15 protein-coding genes are annotated in these 23035 nt (G+C 57.9%); 1 reads left to right on the forward strand and 14 read right to left on the reverse strand.

All coding sequences use genetic code 11. The features are described 5' to 3' along the window. Nucleotides 1–2 precede the first annotated feature (2 nt). The 10 genes from VRC33_RS03535 to VRC33_RS03580 all read right to left on the reverse strand — a co-directional run bounded on the left by VRC33_RS03535 (nucleotide 3) and on the right by VRC33_RS03580 (nucleotide 17254). Entirely contained in the window at nucleotides 3–3998 is a 3996-nt protein-coding gene (locus VRC33_RS03535) for an amino acid adenylation domain-containing protein (RefSeq protein WP_338564020.1), read from the reverse strand. A 331-nt stretch (nucleotides 3999–4329) separates the two neighbouring features. Then, nucleotides 4330–5028: an urea ABC transporter ATP-binding subunit UrtE gene (urtE, locus tag VRC33_RS03540; protein ID WP_338560896.1), complete on the reverse strand. Its 699-nt coding sequence runs from the start codon at nucleotides 5026–5028 to the stop codon at nucleotides 4330–4332. A 1-nt stretch (nucleotide 5029) separates the two neighbouring features. Then, complete coding sequence (urtD, locus tag VRC33_RS03545; RefSeq protein ID WP_338560898.1) at nucleotides 5030–5821, reverse strand: urea ABC transporter ATP-binding protein UrtD; 792 nt, start codon at nucleotides 5819–5821, stop codon at nucleotides 5030–5032. Beyond that, a complete protein-coding gene (gene urtC / locus VRC33_RS03550; RefSeq protein WP_338560900.1) occupies nucleotides 5814–6890 on the reverse strand; it encodes an urea ABC transporter permease subunit UrtC in 1077 nt (358 codons plus the stop codon). Before urtC ends, urtD begins: the two co-directional genes overlap by 8 nt. Next, entirely contained in the window at nucleotides 6890–8464 is a 1575-nt protein-coding gene (urtB, locus tag VRC33_RS03555; protein ID WP_338560902.1) for an urea ABC transporter permease subunit UrtB, read from the reverse strand. Before urtB ends, urtC begins: the two co-directional genes overlap by 1 nt. A 125-nt stretch (nucleotides 8465–8589) precedes the next feature. After that, the gene (gene urtA / locus VRC33_RS03560; RefSeq protein ID WP_338560904.1) at nucleotides 8590–9858 is read right to left on the reverse strand and encodes an urea ABC transporter substrate-binding protein; all 1269 of its coding nucleotides are present in this window, start codon (nucleotides 9856–9858) and stop codon (nucleotides 8590–8592) included. A 27-nt stretch (nucleotides 9859–9885) separates the two neighbouring features. After that, the gene (locus VRC33_RS03565; protein WP_338560906.1) at nucleotides 9886–10596 is read right to left on the reverse strand and encodes a GntR family transcriptional regulator; all 711 of its coding nucleotides are present in this window, start codon (nucleotides 10594–10596) and stop codon (nucleotides 9886–9888) included. A 10-nt stretch (nucleotides 10597–10606) separates the two neighbouring features. Next, nucleotides 10607–14224: an urea carboxylase gene (gene uca, locus VRC33_RS03570; protein ID WP_338560908.1), complete on the reverse strand. Its 3618-nt coding sequence runs from the start codon at nucleotides 14222–14224 to the stop codon at nucleotides 10607–10609. Further along, complete coding sequence (gene atzF, locus VRC33_RS03575; protein WP_338560910.1) at nucleotides 14217–16019, reverse strand: allophanate hydrolase; 1803 nt, start codon at nucleotides 16017–16019, stop codon at nucleotides 14217–14219. The genes uca and atzF overlap by 8 nt, the downstream gene beginning before the upstream one ends. 347 nt (nucleotides 16020–16366) lie before the next feature. Continuing rightward, nucleotides 16367–17254, reverse strand: coding sequence for a LysR family transcriptional regulator (locus tag VRC33_RS03580; protein WP_338560912.1), 888 nt, complete (start codon nucleotides 17252–17254; stop codon nucleotides 16367–16369). A 128-nt stretch (nucleotides 17255–17382) separates the two neighbouring features. Between VRC33_RS03580 and VRC33_RS03585 the strand changes: the two genes are divergently transcribed. Further along, nucleotides 17383–18108, forward strand: coding sequence for a pirin family protein (locus tag VRC33_RS03585; RefSeq protein WP_338560914.1), 726 nt, complete (start codon nucleotides 17383–17385; stop codon nucleotides 18106–18108). A gap of 75 nt (nucleotides 18109–18183) precedes the next feature. Here VRC33_RS03585 and VRC33_RS03590 read toward each other — a convergent pair whose 3' ends face one another. From VRC33_RS03590 to VRC33_RS03605, 4 genes are read right to left on the reverse strand one after another with little or no spacing between them, the layout of a single operon-like run. Next, on the reverse strand, nucleotides 18184–19005 hold the full coding sequence (locus tag VRC33_RS03590; protein WP_338560916.1) for an alpha/beta hydrolase: 822 nt from the start codon (nucleotides 19003–19005) through the stop codon (nucleotides 18184–18186). 43 nt (nucleotides 19006–19048) lie between these two features. Beyond that, nucleotides 19049–20677: an MFS transporter gene (locus tag VRC33_RS03595; RefSeq protein ID WP_338560918.1), complete on the reverse strand. Its 1629-nt coding sequence runs from the start codon at nucleotides 20675–20677 to the stop codon at nucleotides 19049–19051. After that, a complete protein-coding gene (locus VRC33_RS03600; protein WP_338560920.1) occupies nucleotides 20661–21092 on the reverse strand; it encodes a DoxX family protein in 432 nt (143 codons plus the stop codon). Before VRC33_RS03600 ends, VRC33_RS03595 begins: the two co-directional genes overlap by 17 nt. 2 nt (nucleotides 21093–21094) lie before the next feature. After that, nucleotides 21095–22966: an amidohydrolase gene (locus VRC33_RS03605; protein WP_338560922.1), complete on the reverse strand. Its 1872-nt coding sequence runs from the start codon at nucleotides 22964–22966 to the stop codon at nucleotides 21095–21097. Nucleotides 22967–23035 lie beyond the last annotated feature (69 nt).

Raw genomic sequence — 23035 nt, forward strand, 5'->3', positions numbered from 1 at the left:
CGTTACACCGGGCTGCTTTTCCGGCTGTGGCTGCCGCTGAGGGCGGCGGCAATCTCCTGATGGCAGAGAATGATCGAGTGGTGATTGGCTGCCAGCGGCACGATGTTCAGGGATGAACAGATCGATCCGACGCCGTTATCCCCGATGGTCAGCACTTCTCTGCCTTCTTCTGCTCCGCTGTCGCTGAGATCGAAAAACTCCGTAGCTTTCAGCAGCGTCACCTGCGTGTGTCGCAACGGCGAACTTACTGCCTGATTGTTGATGCTCAGCTCGGTTTCTTCCGCCTGAATGGCGCGTTTCGCCGCTTCGCCTTCCAGCCCTATCGCCTTCAGTAAAGTCGCTAACATGCCGGGCGCAACGCGTTTCTGCACGTCGGTCTGATAGAGCGAATCCAGCAGGCAGACATGAACCTGCTTAAAGCCCCGCTCCTCAAGCTGTGCAGCTATCTCCAGCGCAATCACGCCGCCCAGTGACCAGCCAAGCAGTTTTACCGGACGATCCCGCGGCATGCCGCGTTGCAGCATATGTTGCAGATAGTAGCTGGCCAGAGCGGCCAGCGTTGGAATGTACGGGCGATTGTGCAGGTTGTAGTTATTGATCCCCAGCACGTTGAATTTCCCGGTCAGGCTCAGAGCCAGATCCTGGTAGATTTCGCAGCCGACTACTGCCGGATGGATCATCCAGAGATCGTCGCAGGGCTTTTCCGGATTCAGCGGCTGGATCAGTCTGAATACCTGCTGTGGACGGTTAAGCTGTTTCAGCAGATTTGCCAGGGGCTCTGGCGTCTCCACGAGCTGGGCGGCGTGCGCCTTTGCCGGCTGACCAAGTGCCTCAGCCTGATCGCGCAGCTTAGGATGCGAGAACAGCGTTTTCATCTCAATTTCAATGCCCAGCCGTTTCAGCCGCATCATCAGCTGAATGGCGTGCAGGGAGTGCCCGCCGAGCGCGAAAAAGTCGTCGTCCCGGCCAACCGGCGTGACGCCAAGCAGATCGCCCCAGCACGCCGCTAACAACCGCTCCTGTTCCGTGACGGGTGGGGCAAAGGCTCGCTGCTCTTCGGCGGGGGCGACCGGCATCGGCAGGCTTTTTCTCTCCAGCTTCCCGTTGGGAGAGAGCGGCAGGGCATCCATCTGCACAAAGCTGGCTGGCAGCATAAAGTCCGGCAGCGTCTGTTGCAGCTGCTGGCGAAGCTTTTCGCTGAGCTGCGGATCTTCTGGTGCGACCACCCAGGCAATCAGACGCTTATCGCCTTCGCCATCCTCGCAGGCCAACACCACCGCATCTTCAACCTGCTGACAGGCGACAATCTGCTGTTCTATCTCGCCCAGTTCAATACGCAGGCCGTGGATCTTCACCTGGAAGTCATTGCGACCGAGATACTCAATGTTGCCATCCTCCAGCCAGCGGGCCAGATCGCCGGTTTTATACAGCCGGGCTCCAGGCTCAGAACTCAGCGGATCGGCAATGAACCGCTCCTGGCTCAGGGCTTCGCGATTGAGATAACCGCGCGCTACCTGGATACCGCCAATATGCAGTTCGCCACTGATGCCAGGCGGTAGCGGCTGAAGATGGGCATCAAGAATATGCAACTGAGTGTTAGCAACGGGGCGGCCAATTGGCACCACTGTGCCGTTCTCGTCCGGTTTGCAGTGCCAGTACGAAACATCGACCGCTGCTTCTGTGGGGCCATAAAGATTATGCAGCCCGACGGTGGGCAACTGCTGATGGCAGCGTTCAACGGCGGTCAGCGGCAGTGCTTCACCGCTACAGAACAGCCGCTTCAGGCTGCCACACTGCGCCATCTCGCCGTGGCGGAGAAACAGTTGCAGCATTGAGGGGACAAAGTGCAGCGTGGTGATCTGCTGTTGCTGAATAAATTCGCTGAGGTAAGCCGGATCCTGATGCCCGCCCGGTTTCGCTATGGCCAGCCGCGCGCCAACCATCAGCGGCCAGAAAAACTCCCACACCGAGACGTCAAAGCTGAAGGGGGTTTTCTGCAACACGCTATCCTGCGGCGTCAGCTGATAGCTCTCCTGCATCCATTTCAGCCGGTTCATCACCGCCAGATGTTCGTTCATTACGCCTTTGGGTTTGCCGGTGGATCCTGAGGTATAGATCACATAGGCCAGCGATCGCTGAGGATCGGCTGCCAGCGCAGGAAGATTCTCTGCCGAACCCGCCTGCCAGTTTTCACGGTCAGTCACCAGATGCACCAGCGGCAGGCTGGCATCCGCGATCTTTTGCAGCGCCTGATGACCCACATCATCCACCAGTATCTGTTTCGCGCCGCAGTCCGTCAGCATGTGGCGCAGTCGATCCTGCGGATAATCAGGATCCAGCGGCACATAAGCGCCGCCGGCTTTGAGGATCGCCAGCAGGGCAATCACCATCTCTGCGCTGCGGCTGACGCAGAGCGCAATACGATCGTCAGGGCTGATGCCGCTGTCACGTAGCCAGCCCGCCAGCTTATTGGCTTCAGCATTCAGTGCGGCGTAACTCATTTCCGCCACGCAGCCACCCAGCGCCACCGCATCCGGCGTTTTACCTACCTGCTGTTCAAAATAGCGGTGAATCCCTTCGGGAAAGGTCCACGGCTCACCGGTGTCATTCCACAGCCCCAAAATATCCCGCTGCTCTTCCGGCAACAGCAACGGCAGCAGGGCCATCGGCTGCTCTGGCGGCGCATCCAGAATCGCCTGCAGCAGGTGCAGCAGCCGATCGGCAATTTTTCCGGCTTCGGCCTCGCTAAACCAGGCCTGATTGACGTTACACTCCAGCACCGGATCGTCGCCGGGGTGATAATGGCGCAGATAAACCGCCAGCGGCATCTGCTCATAGCCGTGATGCAGGGCTTCCACCTTCAGTGGCGTGCCGTTCAGCTCAATATCGGTAGGGAAAGTCTCCAGTGAAAAACTCATGTCGTAGAGCTGACGGCGTCCCTGCTGGCTGAGGCGAAGTTGCCGGTTGAGTTCGGCAATCGGGAAACGCTGATGGCGATAGTTGCGACGAAGCTCAGCGGAAACCTGCCGGATCAGGCAAGAGAAAGGCTCAGCGGTATCAACCTGGAGCCTGACCGGCAGCATTGCCGAGAACATCCCCAGCGTCTGTTTATGTTTGGCCCCACTGCGATTGTGTACCGGCACGCCCAGGGTGAACGCCTGAGTTTGCCACTGGCGGGCGAACCAGCAGGCTATCAGCGCGCTGAAAAAGTGCATCGGTGAGGCACCATACTGCTGCGCGTATTCACTCAATTGTTGATAGCGCGCCAGCGGCAGGCGGCGCAGAATTTGCGTGCTGGGCCAGGCTTCTGTGCCGGCAAAACCGCTGCGTCTCTCCAGCAGGGAATCCGGTGCATCAGCAAAGCGATTCAACCAGTATTCACCATCGCGCTGATACCGTTCGGAGGAGAGATAGGCACGGTCGCTGGCTATAAAATCGGTATAGCCTGCTTCCGGGCTTACTGCTGCTGGTGTCTCTCCCTGCTGTAAGGATTTATAGCGATCCATAATCAGCCTGCCCAATAAAGACACGGAAGTCCCATCGGCAATAATATGGTGCGCATTGACTAACCACAGAGAGGTCGTGGAATTAATCTTAACAAGGCAAGAGCGCCAGAGCAGTTCACCGTATAATTTGAAAGGCTGAATAAGACGCTCGTTCAGTAATTCCCGAGCTTTCCTGGTGGGCTGTGATTCCCTGCTTACGTCATGACATTCAAGAATAAGGTCTCTTTTATGGACGGTCGTCTGACTAATTACCTGTTCGCCTTCCGTTAAGTTTATTTTCAATGCGTCGTGCTGTTGCAGAACCAGATTAATTGCCCGATGCAACAGCGGTATATCCAGCGGGCTGTCGATGCGCCAGAGCCCGCCAACGTTGTAGCACGGGGTGTCGGGAGTCAGTGCCTGGTCCAGCCAGACGGCTTGCTGTGAGGACGTTAACGGATATATAGACAAGCGCGTACCTCCAATTAAGGAAAGTCGAAAGAGGGAAATCACATCACCGAGGATTGTATAGGAATATTTCAATAATATGATACGGAATTATATTTATTTTGTTATGAAAATAATTCAGTAACTTTGCGTAATTATTGAAATACGCAGGAGATGGCGATCTTATTTGTAATTTTAAGGAGGGTGTTATTTTGAGAGATGATGATCTTATTTTTAACTTAAGCTAAATTATTAATGGCAGAGATAGCAATCTTATTAAAAGATGGGCGTTTATAATTATTGATAATTAAGCAGGGGGTGTTATTGCTGTCGGAAAATAAAAAACGGGAATAATGGCGGACATTATTCCCGTTATCTTCGATCTTATTTTGGCACGTTAAATAGCCACCAGGCCCCGCACGCCATCCTCCTCCATGCTTTCTCCCCGGCCTCGCTGAATGATTTCGCCGCGCGACATCACCAGATAGTTATCAGCAAGCTCTGCGGCAAAGTCATAGAACTGTTCAACAAGCAAAATGCCCATATCACCCCGCTGCGCAAGCTGTCGGATCACTGCCCCAATCTCTTTGATCACTGAAGGCTGGATCCCCTCGGTGGGTTCATCGAGGATCAGCAACTGAGGTTTGCACGCCAGCGCCCGGCCAATGGCCAGCTGCTGCTGCTGACCACCGGAGAGATCGCCGCCCCGGCGTTGCTTCATCTCTTTCAGCACCGGGAAGAGCTGCCAGATCTCCTCCGGCACCTGTTTTGCTTCGGAGCCGGAAAAGCGTGCCAGCCCCATCAACAGGTTCTCTTCCACCGTCAGCCGGGGGAAAATTTCCCTGCCCTGCGGCACGTAGGCCATTCCCGCCTGCACGCGCTGGTGCGGCTTACGGTTGTTGATCGTTTTGTCCTGCCAGCAAATGGTGCCGGATTTCGCCGGGATTAAACCCATCAGGCATTTCAGCAGGGTCGTTTTTCCCACGCCGTTGCGCCCCAGCAGGCAGGTGATTTCGCCCGGTCTGGTCTCAAAAGAGAGGCCGCGCAGGATGTGGCTGCCGCCATAATATTGATTGAGTTCCGATACCTGTAACATCTCAGCGCCCCAGATAAACTTCGATAACCTGCTCATTAGCCTGCACGTCGCGCAGGGACCCCTCAGCCAGCACCTGACCCTGATGCAAAACCGTCACATGGTCGGCAATGGTTTCCACAAAGCCCATGTCATGCTCGACCACCATCAGCGAATGCTGCCCGGCAAGGCTGCGAAACAGCTCTGCCGTGTAAGCCGTTTCTGCGTCGGTCATGCCCGCCGCGGGTTCGTCCAGCAGCAGCAGGTGCGGGTCCTGCACCAGCAGCATGCCGATCTCCAGAAACTGTTTCTGCCCGTGCGAGAGCAATCCAGCCGGACGGTAACGCTCAGCGCCCAGCCTTAGCAGCTTCAGCACCTCATCGATGCGATCCTGCTGTTCGCTGTTGAGTTTACTGCGCAGGCAGGCCCAGACGGATTTGTTGGTTTTCAGCGCGATTTCCAGATTCTCGAACACCGTCAGGGCTTCAAATACCGTGGGCTTCTGGAACTTGCGGCCAATGCCGATGCGGGCGATTTCCACCGGCGACAGCGTGGTGAGGTCGGTGCTCTGGTCATACATTACACGGCCATTATCGGGCCGCGTTTTGCCGGTGATCACATCCATCAGCGTGGTTTTACCCGCGCCGTTTGGCCCGATGATGCAGCGTAATTCACCCACGCCAATTTCCAGCGAGAGGTTGGTCAGCGCTTTGAAACCGTCAAACGACACGTTGATATTTTCCAGCAGCAATACCGGGTCGGTCTGCTCGCGAAAACGGTCGGACGGGTGCGGCTGGGTAAACAGTTGATCAGTCATGCTTCCTCCGGCGAATCAGCCCAATCACGCCGCGTGGCAGGAACAGGGTCACAAGAATAAACATCAGCCCCAGGAAGAACAGCCAGTATTCCGGGAAGGCGACGGTAAACCAGCTTTTGGCCCCGTTAACGATCCCGGCCCCCAGCAGCGGACCAATCAGCGTGCCACGGCCACCCAGCGCCACCCAGATTGCCGCCTCAATGGAGTTGGTCGGCGACATCTCACCCGGATTGATGATGCCCACCTGCGGCACGTAAAGCGCGCCAGCCAGCCCGCAAAGCACCGCCGACAGCGTCCAGACAAACAGCTTGAAGCCTTTAGGATCGTAACCGCAGAACATCAGGCGGTTCTCGGCATCACGCACCGCCGTCAGTACCCGGCCAAATTTACTGCGTGCCAGCGCAAAGCCAATGCCGAGGCTCGCCACCAGCAACAGTACGGTGGCAACAAACAGGCCAATACGTGTGGAGGTGGCCGTCACCGGAAACCCCAGCAGGGTAGTGAAGCCGGTGAAGCCATTGTTGCCGCCAAAGCCGGTTTCATTACGGAAGAACAGCAGCATTCCGGCATAAGTCAGCGCCTGGGTCATGATCGAGAAGTAAACGCCTTTGATTTTCGAGCGGAAGGCGAACCAGCCAAAAATCAGCGCCAGCACGCCGGGCACCAGCACAATCAGGCACAGCGCCCAGGCAAAATGCTGGGTGCCGGCCCAGAACCACGGCAGCTCGCTCCAGGAGAGAAACGACATAAAGGCGGGCAGCCCGTCGCCTGCGGCCTGACGCATCAGGTACATACCCATCGCGTAGCCGCCCAGCGCAAAGAACAGGCCGTGGCCCAGCGACAGCAGCCCGGCATAGCCCCAGACCAGATCCAGCGCGACGGCCACGATGGCATAGCAGAGTATTTTACCGATCAGCGTCAGCGTATAGGTAGAGAGCGCCAGCGGATGTTCCGCAGGCAGTAGCGCCAGAAACGGCAGCACCAGCAGCACCAGCAAGGCCAGCAGGCCGATCACCAGGCTGAGGCGCGGCGCTTTTCGCGTCAGGGTAAGCGTTATGGGTTGTGTCATCAGTCAGTCACCCTTCCTTTAAAGGCAAACAGCCCCTGTGGTCGCTTCTGGATAAACAGGACGATCAGCACCAGAATCAGGATTTTGCCGAGCACCGCGCCAATCTGCGGCTCCAGCACTTTGTTAAGGATCCCCAGGCCAAAGGCCGCCACCACCGTGCCGGCAAGCTGGCCGACGCCGCCGGTGACTACCACCAGGAAGGAGTCGATGATATAGCCCTGGCCGAGTTCCGGTCCGACGTTGCCCAACTGCGACAGCGCCACGCCGCCCAGCCCGGCAATCCCTGATCCAAGGCCAAACGCCAGCATATCTACCCGGCCAGTTGGCACGCCGCAGCAGTCCGCCATCGCGCGGTTCTGAGTGACGGCGCGGACGTTCATGCCCAGGCGGGTTTTGTTCAGCAACAGCCAGGTCAGGAACAGCACGGCAAAGACAAACACAATGACCGCCAGGCGGTTATAAGGCAGCACCAGATTCGGCAGAACCTGAAGCCCGCCGGAGAGCCACGGCGGGTTAGCCACCTCCAGGTTTTGCGCGCCAAACAGCACGCGAACCAGCTGGATCAGCATCAGGCTGATGCCCCAGGTGGCGAGCAGGGTTTCTAACGGGCGACCATAGAGATGACGGATAATGGTGCGTTCCAGCGCCATGCCAATGGCGGCGGTGACAAAAAAGGCCACCGGCAGCGCCAGCAGGGGATAGAACGCCAGCCACTCCGGAGCAAAACGCTGAAACAGCGTCTGTACCATCCAGGTGGAATAGGCACCCAGCATCAGCATTTCACCGTGGGCCATGTTGATGACCCCCAGCAGGCCGTAGGTGATAGCCAGACCCAGTGCCGCCAGCAGCAGCACCGAGCCAAGTGACAGGCCGGTAAACGCCTGGCCCAGCAAATCGCCCAGCATCAGGCGCTGTTTGATCTGTTTCAGGCTGTCGGTCGCGGCAGCGCGGACAGCGGCATCCGGCTCATTCTGCGGCTGGGAAATGCGGTCAAGCGCGGCCTGCGTCTGAGGATCGCTGGTTTCGCCGAGCAGTTTCACTGCCTGAAGCCGTACCTGGGGCGCAGGGTCGGCAAGTTGCAGACCGGCAACAGCCTGCGCTAGCACGGCATGCACGCCTGGATCCTGTTCCGCTGCCAGCCGTTGGGTAAGCAGCGGTAGCTGGTCGGCCTGCGCATCATTTTGCAGCGCACGGGCGGCGCTCAGACGGGTGGCAACGCTGTCGCTCACCAGCTGATGGGCCGCCAGCGTGGTGGCAATCATCACGCGCAGACGGTTATTCATAAACAGCTTTTTGGTGTTGCCTACCGGCTGGGCAGGGCTGTCCAGCGCGGTGAGCTTGCCGTTAACCTCGCTGAAGGGCTGTTTATTCTCATCCAGCACCACGTTCTCTTTACGCAGTGCCTGAAGAAAGGGCAGGCGGGTCGCGTCCGGTGTTGCGGCCCAGGCCTGAAGCAGCCTGATCTGATCTGTCCGGCTGGCGGTGGCAAAGTCGGCTGCGGGCCCGGCAAAAGCAAGCCAGGGTGCCATCAGACACAGCGAAAAGAGCAGCGTTATAAAGGGGCGAATCATCATCGCATTGCCCGTCCATGTCAGGGTTGCATAAAACGGGCCGGTGAGTCGGCCCCTGAAGGGAATTACCCGACTGGCGGCAGTCGGGCAGGGCTATACGGGCGGAAAACGATCCGCCCGTGCCGGGGTTACTGAGTTGATTTCACCGGATGATCGGGCTTTTTATCATTGCCAGCGATATACGGGCTCCAGGGCTGAGCGCGAACCGGTTTGTCGGTCTGCCAGACCACGTTGAACTGGCCGCCGTCCTCGATTTCGCCAATCATCACCGGTTTGTGCAGGTGGTGGTTGGTGTTATCCATGGTCAGCGTAAAGCCATCCGGCGCTTTAAAGGTTTGTCCGGCCATTGCCGCACGCACTTTATCCACATCGATGGTGCCCGCTTTCTCTACCGCCTGCGCCCACATATGGATGCCGACATAGGTGGCTTCCATCGGATCGTTGGTCACCGCCGTGGCCGAGTTCGGCAGGTTGTGAGCTTTGGCGTAAGCACGGTAATCCGCCACAAACTGCTTGTTGACCGGGTTATCCACGGATTCAAAGTAATTCCATGCCGCTAAGTTACCGACCAGAGGTTTGGTATCGATGCCGCGCAGCTCTTCTTCACCCACGGAGAAGGCCACCACCGGCACATCCGTGGCTTTAATGCCCTGGTTAGCCAGCTCTTTGTAGAACGGCACGTTGGAGTCGCCGTTGATGGTGGAGACCACCGCCGTTTTACCGCCAGCGGAGAATTTTTTGATGTTGGAGACGATGGTCTGGTAATCGCTGTAACCAAACGGCGTATAGACCTCTTCGATATCGCTGTCCTTCACCCCTTTTGAGTGCAGGAAGGCCCGCAGGATTTTATTGGTGGTGCGCGGATAAACGTAGTCAGTGCCCAGCAGGAAGAAGCGTCTGGCGCTGCCACCATCCTCACTCATCAGATATTCCACGGCCGGAATCGCCTGCTGGTTAGGTGCCGCGCCGGTGTAGAACACGTTTGGCGACATCTCTTCCCCCTCATACTGCACCGGATAGAACAGCAGACCATTCAGCTCTTCAAAGACCGGCAGCACCGATTTACGGGAAACCGAGGTCCAGCAGCCAAAGACCACCGCCGCTTTATCCTGCGTCAGCAACTGGCGGGCTTTTTCAGCAAACAGCGGCCAGTTTGACGCGGGGTCAACCACCACCGGCTCCAGCTTTTTGCCCAGCACGCCGCCTTTGGCATTGATCTCGTCGATGGTCATCAGCGCCACATCCTTCAGCGGCGTTTCAGAGATCGCCATGGTGCCGGAGAGCGAAGAGAGGATCCCCACTTTAATGGTGTCCGCAGCCTGCGCACCCCAGGCTAAACCCATACTGACTACCGTAGCGGAAAGTGCAAAAGCCTTAAGCAGTGAACGTCTTTTCATCTGGCGAACCCTCAAAGGTAATGTTGTTTAAGTTGGAGAATCTGGTTGAATCCTTGCCTGCTGCAGCATGTGTAGTGTGATCTTCCTGACTTCGGCCTTACTGACTGAAATGTGATCGGTCAGAATGCGCTGTGCCTCCCCGGTACGTTGTTGTAAGACCGCCTGCAAAATCCGGGCGTGCTCGTTATAAGTCGCCTCTATCCGATCCTCGCGGGTAAAGTCGAGGCGGCGAATGATGCGGATTTTTTCCGTGACTTCGGCATGGATGCGGGCCATTTCGCTGTTGCCAGCGGCGGCGACTATCGCCATATGGAAAGCTTCGTCATGCCAAGAGACCGCTTTGCCCTCTTCCAGGCGCGGAGAATCCACCCAGAAGTGCTGCAATTCATTCAGCAGTTCGCTGGCCCGGCCCGGCAGCAGAGAGCAGAGGCGGCGCACGGCCTCGCACTCCAGCACAATCCTCAAATCGTAAAGCTCTTCGAAGTAGCCGAAATCGAACTGGCGAACCTGCCAGCCGCTGCGAAACCAGACTTCGACATAGCCTTCCCGCTCCAGCCAGAACAGCGCCTGCCTGACTGGCGTGCGGCTGACCTCCATCCGCGTGGCCATTTCGCTCTCGCTGAAGCGGTCACCCGGCATCAGCCGGAAGTCGAAGATGTCGTTTTTAATGGTCTGGTAGACCTTTTCAGCCAGGGCTTCTGGCCTGGCCTTGCCGCGTCCGGACTGAACTTCCTGCATCCTGACTTCCTTATTCCAGCCACAACAGGGCATCACCAGGACTGACGGCGCGACCCGGCTGGCAGGCGATGCGTTTTACCCGCCCGGCCTGCGGCGCGTTGATCGCCAGTTCCATTTTCATCGCTTCCACAATGATCAGCGGCTGACCGGCCGTGACTTCATCGCCCGGCTCCACCAGCACTTTCCAGATGTTGCCGTTCAAATCCGCGCTGACCTGCAACGCCCCTTCCTCTTCTTCCTGCGGCAGCAGATTCTCATCGCTGGTCAGAGGGGCGCCTTCCTCTTCCTGCGCCCACAGCGCGACTTCAGCTTCAAACGAGGTCGCCTGCCTGGCCCGGAAGTCGGCGATAGAGTCGGCGTTTTCACTGAGGAACTGCGTGTGCTCCGCGAAATCAAACACCGTCTCTTCGATTTTGATGGTGGCGCGTCCCTCGCGGAAATCATCGCGCAGCAGGTCCAGCTCCGCTTCGCTGACCGGATAAAACCGGACCTGATCGAAGAAGTGCAGCAGCCACGGCTCACTGGCCGCGAACTGCGCGTTTTTCAGGAATTTATTCCAGATCGGCAACGTGCGGCCAACCAGCTGATAGCCGCCGGGGGAGTCCATGCCGTAAATACACATGTACATGCCGCCGATGCCTACCGTGCCCTCTGCGGTGAAGGTTCGGGCCGGGTTGTACTTGGAGCTCAGCAGGCGATGACGGGGATCGACAGGCACGGCACAAGGTGCGCCGAGATAGACGTCGCCCAGCCCCAGAATCAGGTAACTGGCGTCGAAAATCGTGTCGCGGACTGCTTCCCGAGTGTTCAGGCCGTTGATACGCTGGATAAAATCGACGTTGTTCGGCAGCCAGGGCGCGCTGGCCTTTACCGTCTCTTTATAGCGTTCCACGGCGCCAAGAGTGGCGCTGTCTTCAAAGGCCATCGGCATATGCACAATGCGCGAAGGCACTTTCATTTTGCTGACGTCGCCGAGGTTTTTCTCCAGATTCAGCAGCAGGTTCAGCAGTTGCTTCTGGCTGAGGATGCGGCTGTCATAACGGATCTGCAGCGAACGCACGCCCGGCGAAAGCTCCTCAATGCCTGGCTGGCCCACTTCGCGCAGGGCGGTCATCAGCAGGTGAACCCGCAGGCGCAGCGCCAGATCCAGCACGTTATCGCCGTACTCCATCAGGATGTAGTTGTCGCCCGCCTGACGGTACAGAGCCGCTGGCGTGAAGGCGGTGGCTTTGATGGCGGCCAGCACGGTCGCTGAGCCATGTTCCGTTTCTGCCAGAGAAGGGACCTGATAAGCGGGCAGCGGGATGGCGTGCAGCCTTTCCACGCCTTTCGCCTGGGCCTGCTCCAGAGCATGTGCCTCGTCAAAGCTGATGGGATGAAAACGAATGCGATCGCCAGGTTTAACCTGGCCTACTTTCCACAGCTCGGCTTTGGCGATGGTGACCGGGCAAACAAAGCCGCCGAGGCTGGGTCCGTCACGGGTCAGGATCACCGGGAAGTCGCCGGTGAAGTTCACCGCGCCTATGGCATATTCGCAGTCGTGAACGTTGGAAGGGTGCAGGCCAGCTTCGCCGCCGTTGGCGCGGGCCCAGCCCGGTTTCGGCCCGACCAGACGCACGCCCAGGCGGTTAGAGTTGTAGTGAACCTGCCACTCGCTGGCAAAGAATTCGTCGATCGATTCCTGAGTAAAGAAATCCGGTGCGCCATGAGGGCCGTAAAGCACGCCGATACGCCACTCGTCGCCGTAAACCGGCACCAGAGAAGCTTCCACCGCCTGAGGTTCGCTGACCGGCGCAGGCGTGGTGCAGGCGGCCAGTTCAGGTTGGGAGATGGCCAGCATATCGGCTACGCGCAACGTGCGTCCGGCGTGACCGCCAAACTGACCCAGCGCGAAGGTGGAACGGCTGCCCAGATATTCCGGTACGTCAAACCCGTTGCGTACTGCAAGGTAGGTTCGGCAGCCCATCTGCGCGCGGCCCAGCGTCAGAGTCTGACCCGCTTTAACATTCACTGGCTGCCAGTAAGCTACGGTTTCGCCATCCAGCGTGGCCGGGCATTCCGCGCCGGTCAGAGAGATCAGCGCGTCGCTGTGGAAGCGCAGCGTTGGCCCCTGCAAGGTGAATTCCAGGCCCGCTGCTTCTTCAGCGTTACCCACAATACGGTTCGCCAGGCGGAAGGCAAAGTCATCCATCGGGCCGGAAGGCGGCACGCCAATATCCCAGTAGCCGAGACGGCCAGGGTAATCCTGAATGCTGCTCCAGGTGCCTGGTTGAATAACTTCAACCACGGGTGACAGCGGGGTGAAGCTGTCCAGCATCCGGGTCCAGATTTTGCCGCTGCGGAAGGCTTCCGTGGCGACAATCTGACGCAGATAATCCAGGTTGGTGGCGATGCCGTGCAGGCGGGTTTCGCTGAGCGCCTGCTGCATTTTAGCCAGCGCCGCTTCGCGGTTTTCCGCATGGACAATCAGCTTGGCAATCATCGGATCGTAAAAAGCAGAAACTTCGGTGCCGGTGGAGATCCAGCCATCCACGCGCACGTCATCCGGGAAACAGACCTCAGTGAGGACACCGGGACTTGGCTGGAAGTTTTTCAGCGGATCTTCAGCGTAGATGCGTACTTCAATCGACGCACCCTGCGGCGCTTTCGTCAGGCGATCCCAGTCAATTTGTTCTTCTGCCGCCACGAGCAGCATGCACTCCACCAGATCCAGCCCGGTAACGGATTCGGTGACCGGATGCTCTACCTGCAGGCGGGTATTCACTTCCAGGAAGAAGAATTCATCCCGTTCTGCATCGTAAATATATTCAACCGTTCCGGCGCTGCGATAGCTGACCAGCTCGCCCAGTTTCACGGCCGATGCCAGAAGCGCGGCGCGTGTGGCTTCCGGCAATTGGGGGGCCGGGGTTTCTTCCACTACTTTCTGGTTGCGGCGTTGCAGGGAACAGTCACGTTCGCCCAGGGCGATGACCTTGCCTTTGCCATCGCCAAAAATCTGCACTTCCACATGCCGCGCGCGATCGATGCAGCGCTCCAGGAACACGCCAGCATCACTGAAGAACTGTTCACCCAGACGACGGACGCTTTCCCACGCGTTACGCAATGCCTCTGCATCCGCGCAGCGGGTCAGGCCAATTCCCCCGCCGCCAGCGGTGCTTTTCAGCATCACCGGATAGCCAATGCGCACGGCGGCACTGAGCGCCTCTTCCAGCGTTTCCAGCAGCGGTGTGCCCGGCGTCATCGGTACGCCTGCATCGGCTGCCAGCTCACGCGCGCGGTGCTTAAGGCCAAACTCGCCAATCTGATGGGCAGTTGGCCCGACAAAAACGATGCCGGCTTCTTCACAGGCGGCGGCAAACGGCAGGCTTTCAGAAAGAAAACCATAGCCCGGCCAGATGGCCTGAGCGCCGGTCTCTGTGGCTGCCGCAAGGATCTTATCAATGCGTAAATAGCTGTCGCTGGCTTTCTCTCCACCCAGTGCGATGGCGATATCAGCATCCTTAACGTGCTGAGCATTTTTATCGGCGGCGGAATAGACCGCCACGCTGGTAATGCCCAGCCGTTTCAGGGTTCGGATGGCGCGGCAGGCAATTTCGCCACGGTTGGCGATCAGCACGGTATTAAACATTGTCAGTCTCCCTACGGCTCAGCCAGTTACGCCAGCCGCCGAATTCGGTAATGTCCGTGGCTTCAGGCAGCACGGCCGGTTCACAGATAAAGCCTTTCACCAGGCGGCCATCGGCCAGTTCCAGCGTGCCGATGCCCAGCGGAGAGGGAATTTCAGCCACAAACTCGCCGAAACGCGCCAGCGGGATATCCCACAACTCCACGATAATGGCGGCACCGTCGTGGCCTCTGGCGAGACCTGGCTTGTGTGGCCTGGTGTTGGCCAGGGCATACAGGCGGTAGCAGGCCGCGGTTATCGTCTCTTCAACCAGTACCGCATCGCGGCTGGTGAGCTGGTGGTTCAGAGGCATTCCGGTGAGATGCGCACCGACAACGGCCACGCGCACATGCAGGGGTGAAGCGGGGAAGGGTGTGTGAGTGTGGGGTTGCGGCTTGCCGGTTGCTCCCAGGCTCAGCGCCTGGCTGGCCTGCCAGCGCTGGCCGAAGGTTGCCAGCGCACGGTCATACCAGGCCGGAGCAATTAAAGTGATCCCGGCGGGTAATCCGTCTGCACGGAACGGCCCCGGCAAAGCGAGAGCAGAGAGATCCGCCAGGTTAGTAAAGTTGGTGTAGGTGCCGAACTGTGAATTGAAACGCACCGGCTCCTGCTTCATCTCTTCCAGCGTGTGGATGGTCGGTGAGGTCGGTACTACCAGCGCATCGAACTGGCTCAGGGTTTGCTGGATCTGACGGGTCAGTTCTGCACGCAGGTATTCCGCTTTGTAGGCATCAACGGCGCTGTAGTTATGGCCGCTGGCGACGATGCCATGCACCACCGGGTCCATCTCTTCTTTACGATCCAGCATTTCGCCCACGGCCACGGTGCGCTCAGCCACCCACGGGCCGTAATAGAGCTGTTCCGCAAGCTGGTGGAAAGCCGAGAAATTGATCGGATGCAGCGTGGCACCCGCGGCTTGCAGCGCGGTGACGGAGGCTTCCCAGGCGGCCTGCGCCAGAGCATCGCCATAGAATTCCAGTCTTGAGGGTATTGCCAGGCGCGGTGTGGCAGGCAGTGAAGCGGGAGCCAGACCCGGATTAACGCGGGAGTAAGCATCGCTGCTGTCATAGCCTCCGGCACAGGTCGCCGCCAGGAAAGCATCTTCCACCGTCAGGGCAAATACCGAAATTGTGTCGTTCAGGCGGCAGGCGGGCACCACGCCGGTGGCAGATAACCAGCCTTTGGTCGGCTTCAGCCCGACGATGTTATTGAAGCCAGCCGGAACGCGGCCAGAGCCTGCGGTATCGGTTCCCAGCGCAAAGCCGACCAGACCGCGAGCGGTAACCGAGGCTGAACCTGAACTTGAGCCGCCGCTGACGTAGTCCGGGTTAAAGGTATTTTTAACTGCACCAAACGGCGAGCGCGTGCCTACCAGGCCGGTGGCGTACTGGTCCAGGTTGGTTTTGCCAATCACCACCGCGCCAGCAGCTTTAAGGTTCGCTACGGCTGTGGCATCGGCGGCAGCTTGATAAGTGAAGGCAGGGCAGGCGGCGGTGGTCGGCCAGCCCGCCACATCGATATTGTCTTTTACGGCAAAGGGCACACCAAACAGCGGCAGTGAGGCTGGGTCTTTCTGCCAGGCAACCAGAAGAGGCTCCACCTGCACGTGAATCTGCGCGGGGGTGGCGAGATAAAGCCAGGCGTTATCGTCGGTGGAGAGTCCGCCCACCAGATTTTCCAGCGTGACGAGAACGTCATCAGGATGCTGTTGATAATGGTGCTGCCAGTCGCTCAGGGTGAAGCCGGTGGTCAAAGCCATACGTTGGATTCCGTCTGGTATACAAGATGGAATTCAATAGAGCAAAAGTTGTGCCAACAGATTATATTATTGATTTGTATGAAATATTATTGCGTTAATGCTGTGGGTTGCACGCTTGACGGGCAACAGATGAACAAAAATGGGGCGGTAAGGCAGACTGCGGGAGTAGGGTGACGCGTTGACGATATAAACTATTTATAAGTAATTCCTTATCAGGGAGATAAGGTTATGTGGCAGATAAAGCTAACGGATTTATTTAAAGATTAGTTACGCGCTCAGGATTCAGCATGCTGGTCATCCCATCAGAGCCTTTTATACCTTATCATCAGCTGGCAGCATCTCTTATATCATGCTGTAACCGGAGTAAGTTTCTCCTGCAAAAACTCCAGAAACACCCTGTTTACCTCACTGCGTTGACGGTGTTGAGGATACACAGCATTCAGGATCAGCGGCGGGGGAAGGTAGTCATCCAGCACCCTGACCAGCTCGCCGCGTTTCAGCGCCTTGCCGACAATAAATTCCGGTAAATGCACCAGCCCCAGCCCGGCAACGGCTGCATCCAGCAGCACTTCGCCATTATTACTGTGTACCGGGCCGTTCACCGCCATCACTTTTCGTTTCCCTGCTACCTTCAGCTCCCAGCCGGTTTGTCCCTCGCGACCAAAACGCAGGCAGGCGTGTTCGGTCAGCTGTTCTGGCGTGACAGGGGCAGGGAACCGTTCCAGATAGGACGGGCTGCAACAGATCAGACGTTCCAGCTTGCCCAGCCGTCGGGCTATCAGCGTCGAGTCGTCCAGGCTGCCAATACGGATAGCCATATCAAAGCCTTCGCCAATCACATCCACATAGCGGTCCGCCAGCTCTACCTGGAATTGCACGGCGGGATGCAGCGTCAGAAATTCGGCAATTAACGGGGAGAGATGGCTCATGCCAAACGACATCGGCATGCTGATACGGAAAGAGCCTTGCAGTTCCTGACGGCGTTCTGACACCGCCAGTTCGGCTTCTTCAATCTCATCAAGAATACGTCGGGCATGCTGCGCGAACAGGCGTCCGGCATCGGTGACCGAGAGTTTGCGGGTATTACGGATCAGCAGCCGGGCACCCAGTGAGGCTTCCAGCGCGGCCATGCGGCGGCTGACGTACTGCTTTGACAACATCAGCCGATCGGCAGCGGCCGTAAAGCTGCCGCAGTCGATCACTGCGCCATATATCCTGAGATCTTCTATCTGCATATTGTCCACCAAAACGTGACAGTAATTGCCTTTACAGTCCATAGCCAGGCAAATGAGTTTACCTGTAATCTTAACTCATCGGAAGGGCAGCCGCCCTCCAGCCACATAACAGAGACCAGGAGCAGATCATGATTGAACAACGTTTGTCAGAACAGCGCGGAGTAGGCGATCACGGTTGGTTGAAGTCTCATCATACGTTTTCTTTCGCCAACTACTGGGATCCAAAACAGGTTGGATTTTCAGATCTGCTGGTGATCAACGATGACCGTGTCGCTAAAGCGCGTGGCTTCGGTGCTCACCCACACAGCAACATGGAGATCATCTCCTACGTGCTTCAGGGCGCACTGGAGCATAAAGACTCCATGGGCACCGGATCGGTGATTGTCCCAGGCGATGTGCAGTTGATGAGTGCCGGCAGCGGCGTGACGCACAGTGAGTTTAACCACTCCAGTACCGAGGGCGTGCACTTCCTGCAAATCTGGATCATTCCGGCTGAAAAAAATACCCCTCCAGGTTATCAGCAGGTGTCGGTTACCGAAGCAGAAAAACGCGGCAATCTGCGGTTGATTGTTTCGCCTGATGGCGCAAACAACGCGCTTAAAGTGCGTCAGGACATGAAAATCTACGCCGGGCTGTTCGACGGTGACGAGCAGCAGACCCTGACGCTGGATGATGACCGATACGCCTATATTCAGGTGGCGCGGGGCAGCATCACGGTGAACGGCGTGAAATTCAAAGAGGGTGATGGTGCCCGAGTACGGGATGAGAAAACCCTGACCTTCAGCGAAGGCGATGACGCAGAAGTGCTGGTATTCGACCTGCGTCCGGTGGAAGTGAACCACCAGACCCGATAAGCGCCAGACTTGCTTAGCGCTATAAAAACGGCCACCCCAGGGTGGCCGTTTTGCGTTTTACAGCATCATTAAAAATTAATGCGCCTGCAGGAAGGCCAGCAGATCGTCATTCAGCCGATCCTGATGGGTGACGGCAAAGCCGTGAGGGGCATTGTCATACACTTTCAGCTCTGCGCCTTTGATCATCTCCGCCGCTACCTTGCCGGTGGTTTCAAATGGCACAACCTGATCGTTGCTGCCGTGGATCACCAGGGTTGGCACGGTGATTTTACCCATGTCCTGACGGAAATCCGTTTCAGAGAAAGCGGTGACGCAATCCAGCGTGCCTTTAAGCGACGCCAGAAGCGCGATATTCAGCGTCTGAGCCAGTGCGCCTTCGGAGACAGTCTGACCGGCATTCAGGCCATAGAATGGCGTGGAGAAATCGCTGATAAACTGGGCACGATCTTTACGCAATCCCTCTTTAATTCCGGCAAACACCGAGCGATCCACGCCCTCAGCGTAATCATCAGCCTTGCCAAAGATCGGCGTCACCGCACCCAGCAGCACCAGGCCGGCAACACGTTCAGTGCCGTACTGACCAATGTAGCGAGCCACATCACCGCCGCCCATTGAGAAGCCCACCAGCGTTACTTCACGCAGATCCAGTTGGGCGATCAGATCGTTAATGTCAGAGGCAAAAGTGTCGTAGTCATAGCCGGTCCAGGGCTGATCTGAACGGCCAAATCCACGACGGTCAAAGGCAATGGCACGGTAGCCACGCTCGGCGAGGAAATTCATCTGGCTGTCCCACATATCGGCATCCAGCGGCCAGCCGTGGCTGAACAGTACGGGTTTACCTGACCCCCAGTCTTTGTAGTAGATCTCTGTGCCGTCAGCTGCTGTAAAGGTGCTCATGGTAGTTACCTCAATATGTCAGGAGTGAAAGAGGGCGCGCCGGTTAAACCGGTGCCACCAGATAACGAACTTCAGGAAGGTTATCTCCCTGGTGATAGCCATAAACCCGGTTCTGGATCTTGCGGTCGTTTTGCGTGTAGCGCTCTTTTTGACGCAAATGCTCCATCCAGGAACCCACCACAAAAGTTTCAACGAAGATGCCAGGCTGCAGGATGTCTTCGTAAAGTGACCAGGCGAAAGCGCCACCCCGGCGTCTTACCCGGCGCATATCCTGCATGCAGACCGTAAAATCATGCGCATCAGCGGCGTTGATCTGGTACTCATAGCTGATCATCACCGGCCCGCGTTCGTGGCGAATCTCTGGACGCGGCGCAATGTCATCTTCAATGGCGCTGTCCAGATTAAGATCCGGATCCTGATCGAGTCGCCAGCGCAACACGGTACTGCTCGCCAGGATCATGCCTGCGGCCGCCACGCACAGCGAAACCGAGATGCTTAAGTGAGAGGCCAGTTGTCCCCAAATAGCGCTGCCAACGGTCATTGAACCGAAAAACACCGTGAGATAAACCGCCAGCGCACGGGCTTTCACCCATTTGGCCGCACTGCGTTGTGCACCCAGGTTTAGCGTGGAAAGCACCGCTATCCAGGCGAAGCCGGTGAAGAATTCACAGGCGTTGAGCAACCAGAAATGGCGGACATAAGCCAGCGCCAGCATGGTCAGCGCAAACATCACGCTGGCAAGCACCATCAGACGATCGGCGCTGAACTGTTTACGCAAACGCGGCAGCATTACGGCGCCGGTGATGGCACCCACGCCGATGCAGGCCAGCATAATGCCGTAACCGCCGGGGCCAAGGCCGAGTTCGCGACGTGCCACCAGTGGCAACAATGCCCAGCCAGCACTGCCGAACACGAAGAAGGCTACCGTGCGCATCAGCACATTGCGCAGTACCGGTGCCGCGTGAACGTAACGGATCCCTGCCCGCACAGCCGGAAAGAAATGCTCGGGCGGCAAACGCTGCACGCCCGGTTCAGCTTTCCAGCGCCAGAGCACAAAGGCCACGCCCAGCACTGACAGCGCATTGAGCATAAACACCATCCAGGGACCGACCAGGGAGAGGATTAACCCGCCCAGAGCCGGGCCGATGGCGCGACTGATGTTAATGCCCAGCGAGTTCAGCGCAATGGCCGGTCCCAGCGACGGCTTATCCACCAGATCCGGCACTATGGCCTGGAAAGGCGGCGAGCTCATCGCCGCGCCTGCGCTGAGGAAGAAGGCAGCGATCAGTAATACCGCAGGCGTAACGTGCCCGGTAAAGGAGAGTACGGTGAGCAGGGCAGCGGCAATAAAGACCCACAGCTGTGAAAACAGCAGGTATTTACGGCGATCGACAATGTCAGCAAGCACGCCAGAAGGCAGCGCGAACAGGAACATCGGCAGACTGGCGGCGGCCTGGACCATCGCCACCGCCAGCGGATCGGTGCTCAGCGTCAGCATGGTCCAGTTGACCCCCACATCGTTCATCCATGAACCGATGTTGGAAACCACCGTCGCCAGCCACAGCATACGGAATACCGGCTGTTTCAGGGGTGCCCAGGGGGAGGTGCTGGCTGCGGGGTGCTCTTCCCCGACGTCATGAGCGACGTCCTGAATATCATTGACCTGCGCCAAAGCGAACCTCCCGTTGTCCGCCTGCAGCCACCCGCCATTTTCCAGGGCCAGTGATAGCAAGCGTGGTGAAGATAATCAGCAGCAGCCAGCCAAACTGCCCTTCGGCCACTGACCAGCCAGGATGCACAAACAGCATCGCCACCAGCAGCACGCCGATAATGGGCAGGCAGGCCAGGCGGGTACCGATGCCCAGAATGATAAATATCGGGCAGATAACTTCGGCGAAGATCGCGGGCAACAGGCTCATGTACGGGCCCAGGCCGAAGGGATCTTCTATGCGCGTCAGCTCCTCACTGAAATGAAAAATTTTAGGCAATCCATGCACAAAGAGCAGCAGCAAACTGCCGGTCAGCCGCAGGAAAAACAGCCCCGGATCGATCCGGGACGGGTTATGGAGAGCAGAAGAGTGCCTCATGGTTAAAACGCGAAGCAGCTGCAGCCCAGCGCGCCCCAGAAAGCATTATCTTCCGACACCGGAATGTTGGCGCCACGGGCAACATCATGCGAGTGGCTGTGCACGCCGCACGGGCCGCTGCAATGGTGCGCGGCAGGCATCATCCCGGTGCGGGCCGCTGGCGGGGCGCTGCGGTAATGGCCCGGCACCTTGACCACTGGCGACCAGTCTGGCAGCACGGGGATAGAAGGCGGTGCTTCTGAAGTAAAGGAGCCTGCGGCATAGACCACGTTGCCATCCACTACGGTCAGCACGGATTCAATGCCTTTGATCTCTTCTTCCGGCACGCTGAAGAAATCTTTGCTCAGCACCGCCATATCCGCCAGCTGACCCGCTTTGATCTGGCCTTTTTTTCCCTGCTCGCTGGAGAACCAGGCACTGCCCTGAGTCCACAGCATCAGCGCCGTTTCACGATCCAGACGGGCGTTGACGTCATACATCTGCATACCGCCCACGGTACGACCGGAGACCAGCCAGTAAAGCGCAGTCCAGGGGTTATAGCTGGCAACACGTGTGGCATCCGTACCCAGACCAACCGGCACGCCGGTTTCCAGCATACGGGCAACAGGTGGCGTATGGCGGGTGGCTTCAATGCCGTAACGCTCGGCAAAATATTCGCCCTGGAACGCCATACGGTGCTGAACTGCAATGCCGCCGCCCAGCTCTTTAATGCGGTCGATATTTTTCTGCGTCACGGTTTCGGCATGGTCGAAGAACCAGTGCAGGCCGTTGAACGGGATATCCCGGTTCACTTTTTCAAACACATCGAGCATACGGCTAATCGATTCGTCATAGGTGGCATGCAGGCGGAAAGGCCAGCGGTGTTCAACAAGATGACGGACCACGCGCTCAAGTTCGTCTTCCATTCCCGGCGCGAGGTCCGGGCGCGGTTCTAGGAAATCTTCAAAGTCTGCGGCGGAGAACACCAGCATTTCGCCCGCGCCGTTGTGACGGAAGTAGTCAGTGCCCTGGCCCGGCGTCAGCATGTCGGTCCATTTTTCAAAGTCTTCAAGTTCATGCCCTGGCTTCTGGGTGAACAGGTTATAGGCGATGCGCAGCGTCATCTGCTTTTTCTCATGCAGTTCGGCAATCACTTCGTAATCTTCCGGATAGTTCTGGAAGCCGCCGCCCGCATCAATGGCGCTGGTCAGGCCCAGACGGTTCAGTTCGCGCATAAACTGACGGGTGGAGTTGACCTGCTGTTCCAGTGGCAGCGTCGGCCCTTTGGCCAGCGTGGAGTAGAGGATCATCGCGTTAGGGCGGGCAATCAGCATGCCGGTAGGGTTGCCGTTGCTGTCACGCTGAATTTCGCCGCCCGGAGGATTTGGCGTCTCTTTGGTGTAGCCCACCACTTTCAGCGCGGCGCGGTTCAGCAGAGCACGATCGTAGAGGTGCAGAATAAAGACCGGCGTGTCCGGCGCTGCTTCATTGATCTCATCAAGCGTAGGCATACGACGTTCGGCAAACTGGAACTCGGTCCAGCCACCCACCACGCGGACCCACTGCGGTGAAGGGGTGCGCAACGCCTGTTCTTTTAACATCCGCAACGCATCGGCCAGCGAAGGCACGCCTTCCCAGCGCAGCTCCAGGTTGTAGTTCAGCCCCCCACGAATCAGGTGCAGGTGCGAGTCGTTGAGGCCGGGAACCGCAGTGTGCCCTTTCAGATCGATGATTTTGGTGCCTTCAGTGTGGAACTGCATCACCTCAGCCACGCTGCCCACTTCCAGAAATTTGCCGTCACTGATAGCCACGGCTTCTGCAATCGGGTTCTGCCGATCCACAGTGTGAAATTTGCCGTTAGTTAAAATGAGATCCGCTTTACCTGGCAATACCATAAGTCCTCCTGAACCAAAGATGTCTGTACGCGAGTTGAAGGTCGCAGTACGTGGGAAGGGGCCGCTGCA

Source organism: Erwinia sp. E_sp_B01_1 (assembly GCF_036865545.1).
Lineage (GTDB): Bacteria > Pseudomonadota > Gammaproteobacteria > Enterobacterales > Enterobacteriaceae > Erwinia.

What these genes read in the sequence shown, in the direction of transcription:
- urtE (WP_338560896.1), bottom strand. Translation starts at nt 5,028, where the DNA reads ATGTTACAGGTATCGGAACTCAATCAATATTATGGCGGCAGCCACATC.
- urtD (WP_338560898.1), bottom strand. Translation starts at nt 5,821, where the DNA reads ATGACTGATCAACTGTTTACCCAGCCGCACCCGTCCGACCGTTTTCGC.
- urtC (WP_338560900.1), bottom strand. Translation starts at nt 6,890, where the DNA reads ATGACACAACCCATAACGCTTACCCTGACGCGAAAAGCGCCGCGCCTC.
- urtB (WP_338560902.1), bottom strand. Translation starts at nt 8,464, where the DNA reads ATGATGATTCGCCCCTTTATAACGCTGCTCTTTTCGCTGTGTCTGATG.
- urtA (WP_338560904.1), bottom strand. Translation starts at nt 9,858, where the DNA reads ATGAAAAGACGTTCACTGCTTAAGGCTTTTGCACTTTCCGCTACGGTA.
- VRC33_RS03565 (WP_338560906.1), bottom strand. Translation starts at nt 10,596, where the DNA reads ATGCAGGAAGTTCAGTCCGGACGCGGCAAGGCCAGGCCAGAAGCCCTG.
- uca (WP_338560908.1), bottom strand. Translation starts at nt 14,224, where the DNA reads ATGTTTAATACCGTGCTGATCGCCAACCGTGGCGAAATTGCCTGCCGC.
- atzF (WP_338560910.1), bottom strand. Translation starts at nt 16,019, where the DNA reads ATGGCTTTGACCACCGGCTTCACCCTGAGCGACTGGCAGCACCATTAT.
- VRC33_RS03580 (WP_338560912.1), bottom strand. Translation starts at nt 17,254, where the DNA reads ATGCAGATAGAAGATCTCAGGATATATGGCGCAGTGATCGACTGCGGC.
- VRC33_RS03585 (WP_338560914.1), top strand. Translation starts at nt 17,383, where the DNA reads ATGATTGAACAACGTTTGTCAGAACAGCGCGGAGTAGGCGATCACGGT.
- VRC33_RS03590 (WP_338560916.1), bottom strand. Translation starts at nt 19,005, where the DNA reads ATGAGCACCTTTACAGCAGCTGACGGCACAGAGATCTACTACAAAGAC.
- VRC33_RS03600 (WP_338560920.1), bottom strand. Translation starts at nt 21,092, where the DNA reads ATGAGGCACTCTTCTGCTCTCCATAACCCGTCCCGGATCGATCCGGGG.
- VRC33_RS03605 (WP_338560922.1), bottom strand. Translation starts at nt 22,966, where the DNA reads ATGGTATTGCCAGGTAAAGCGGATCTCATTTTAACTAACGGCAAATTT.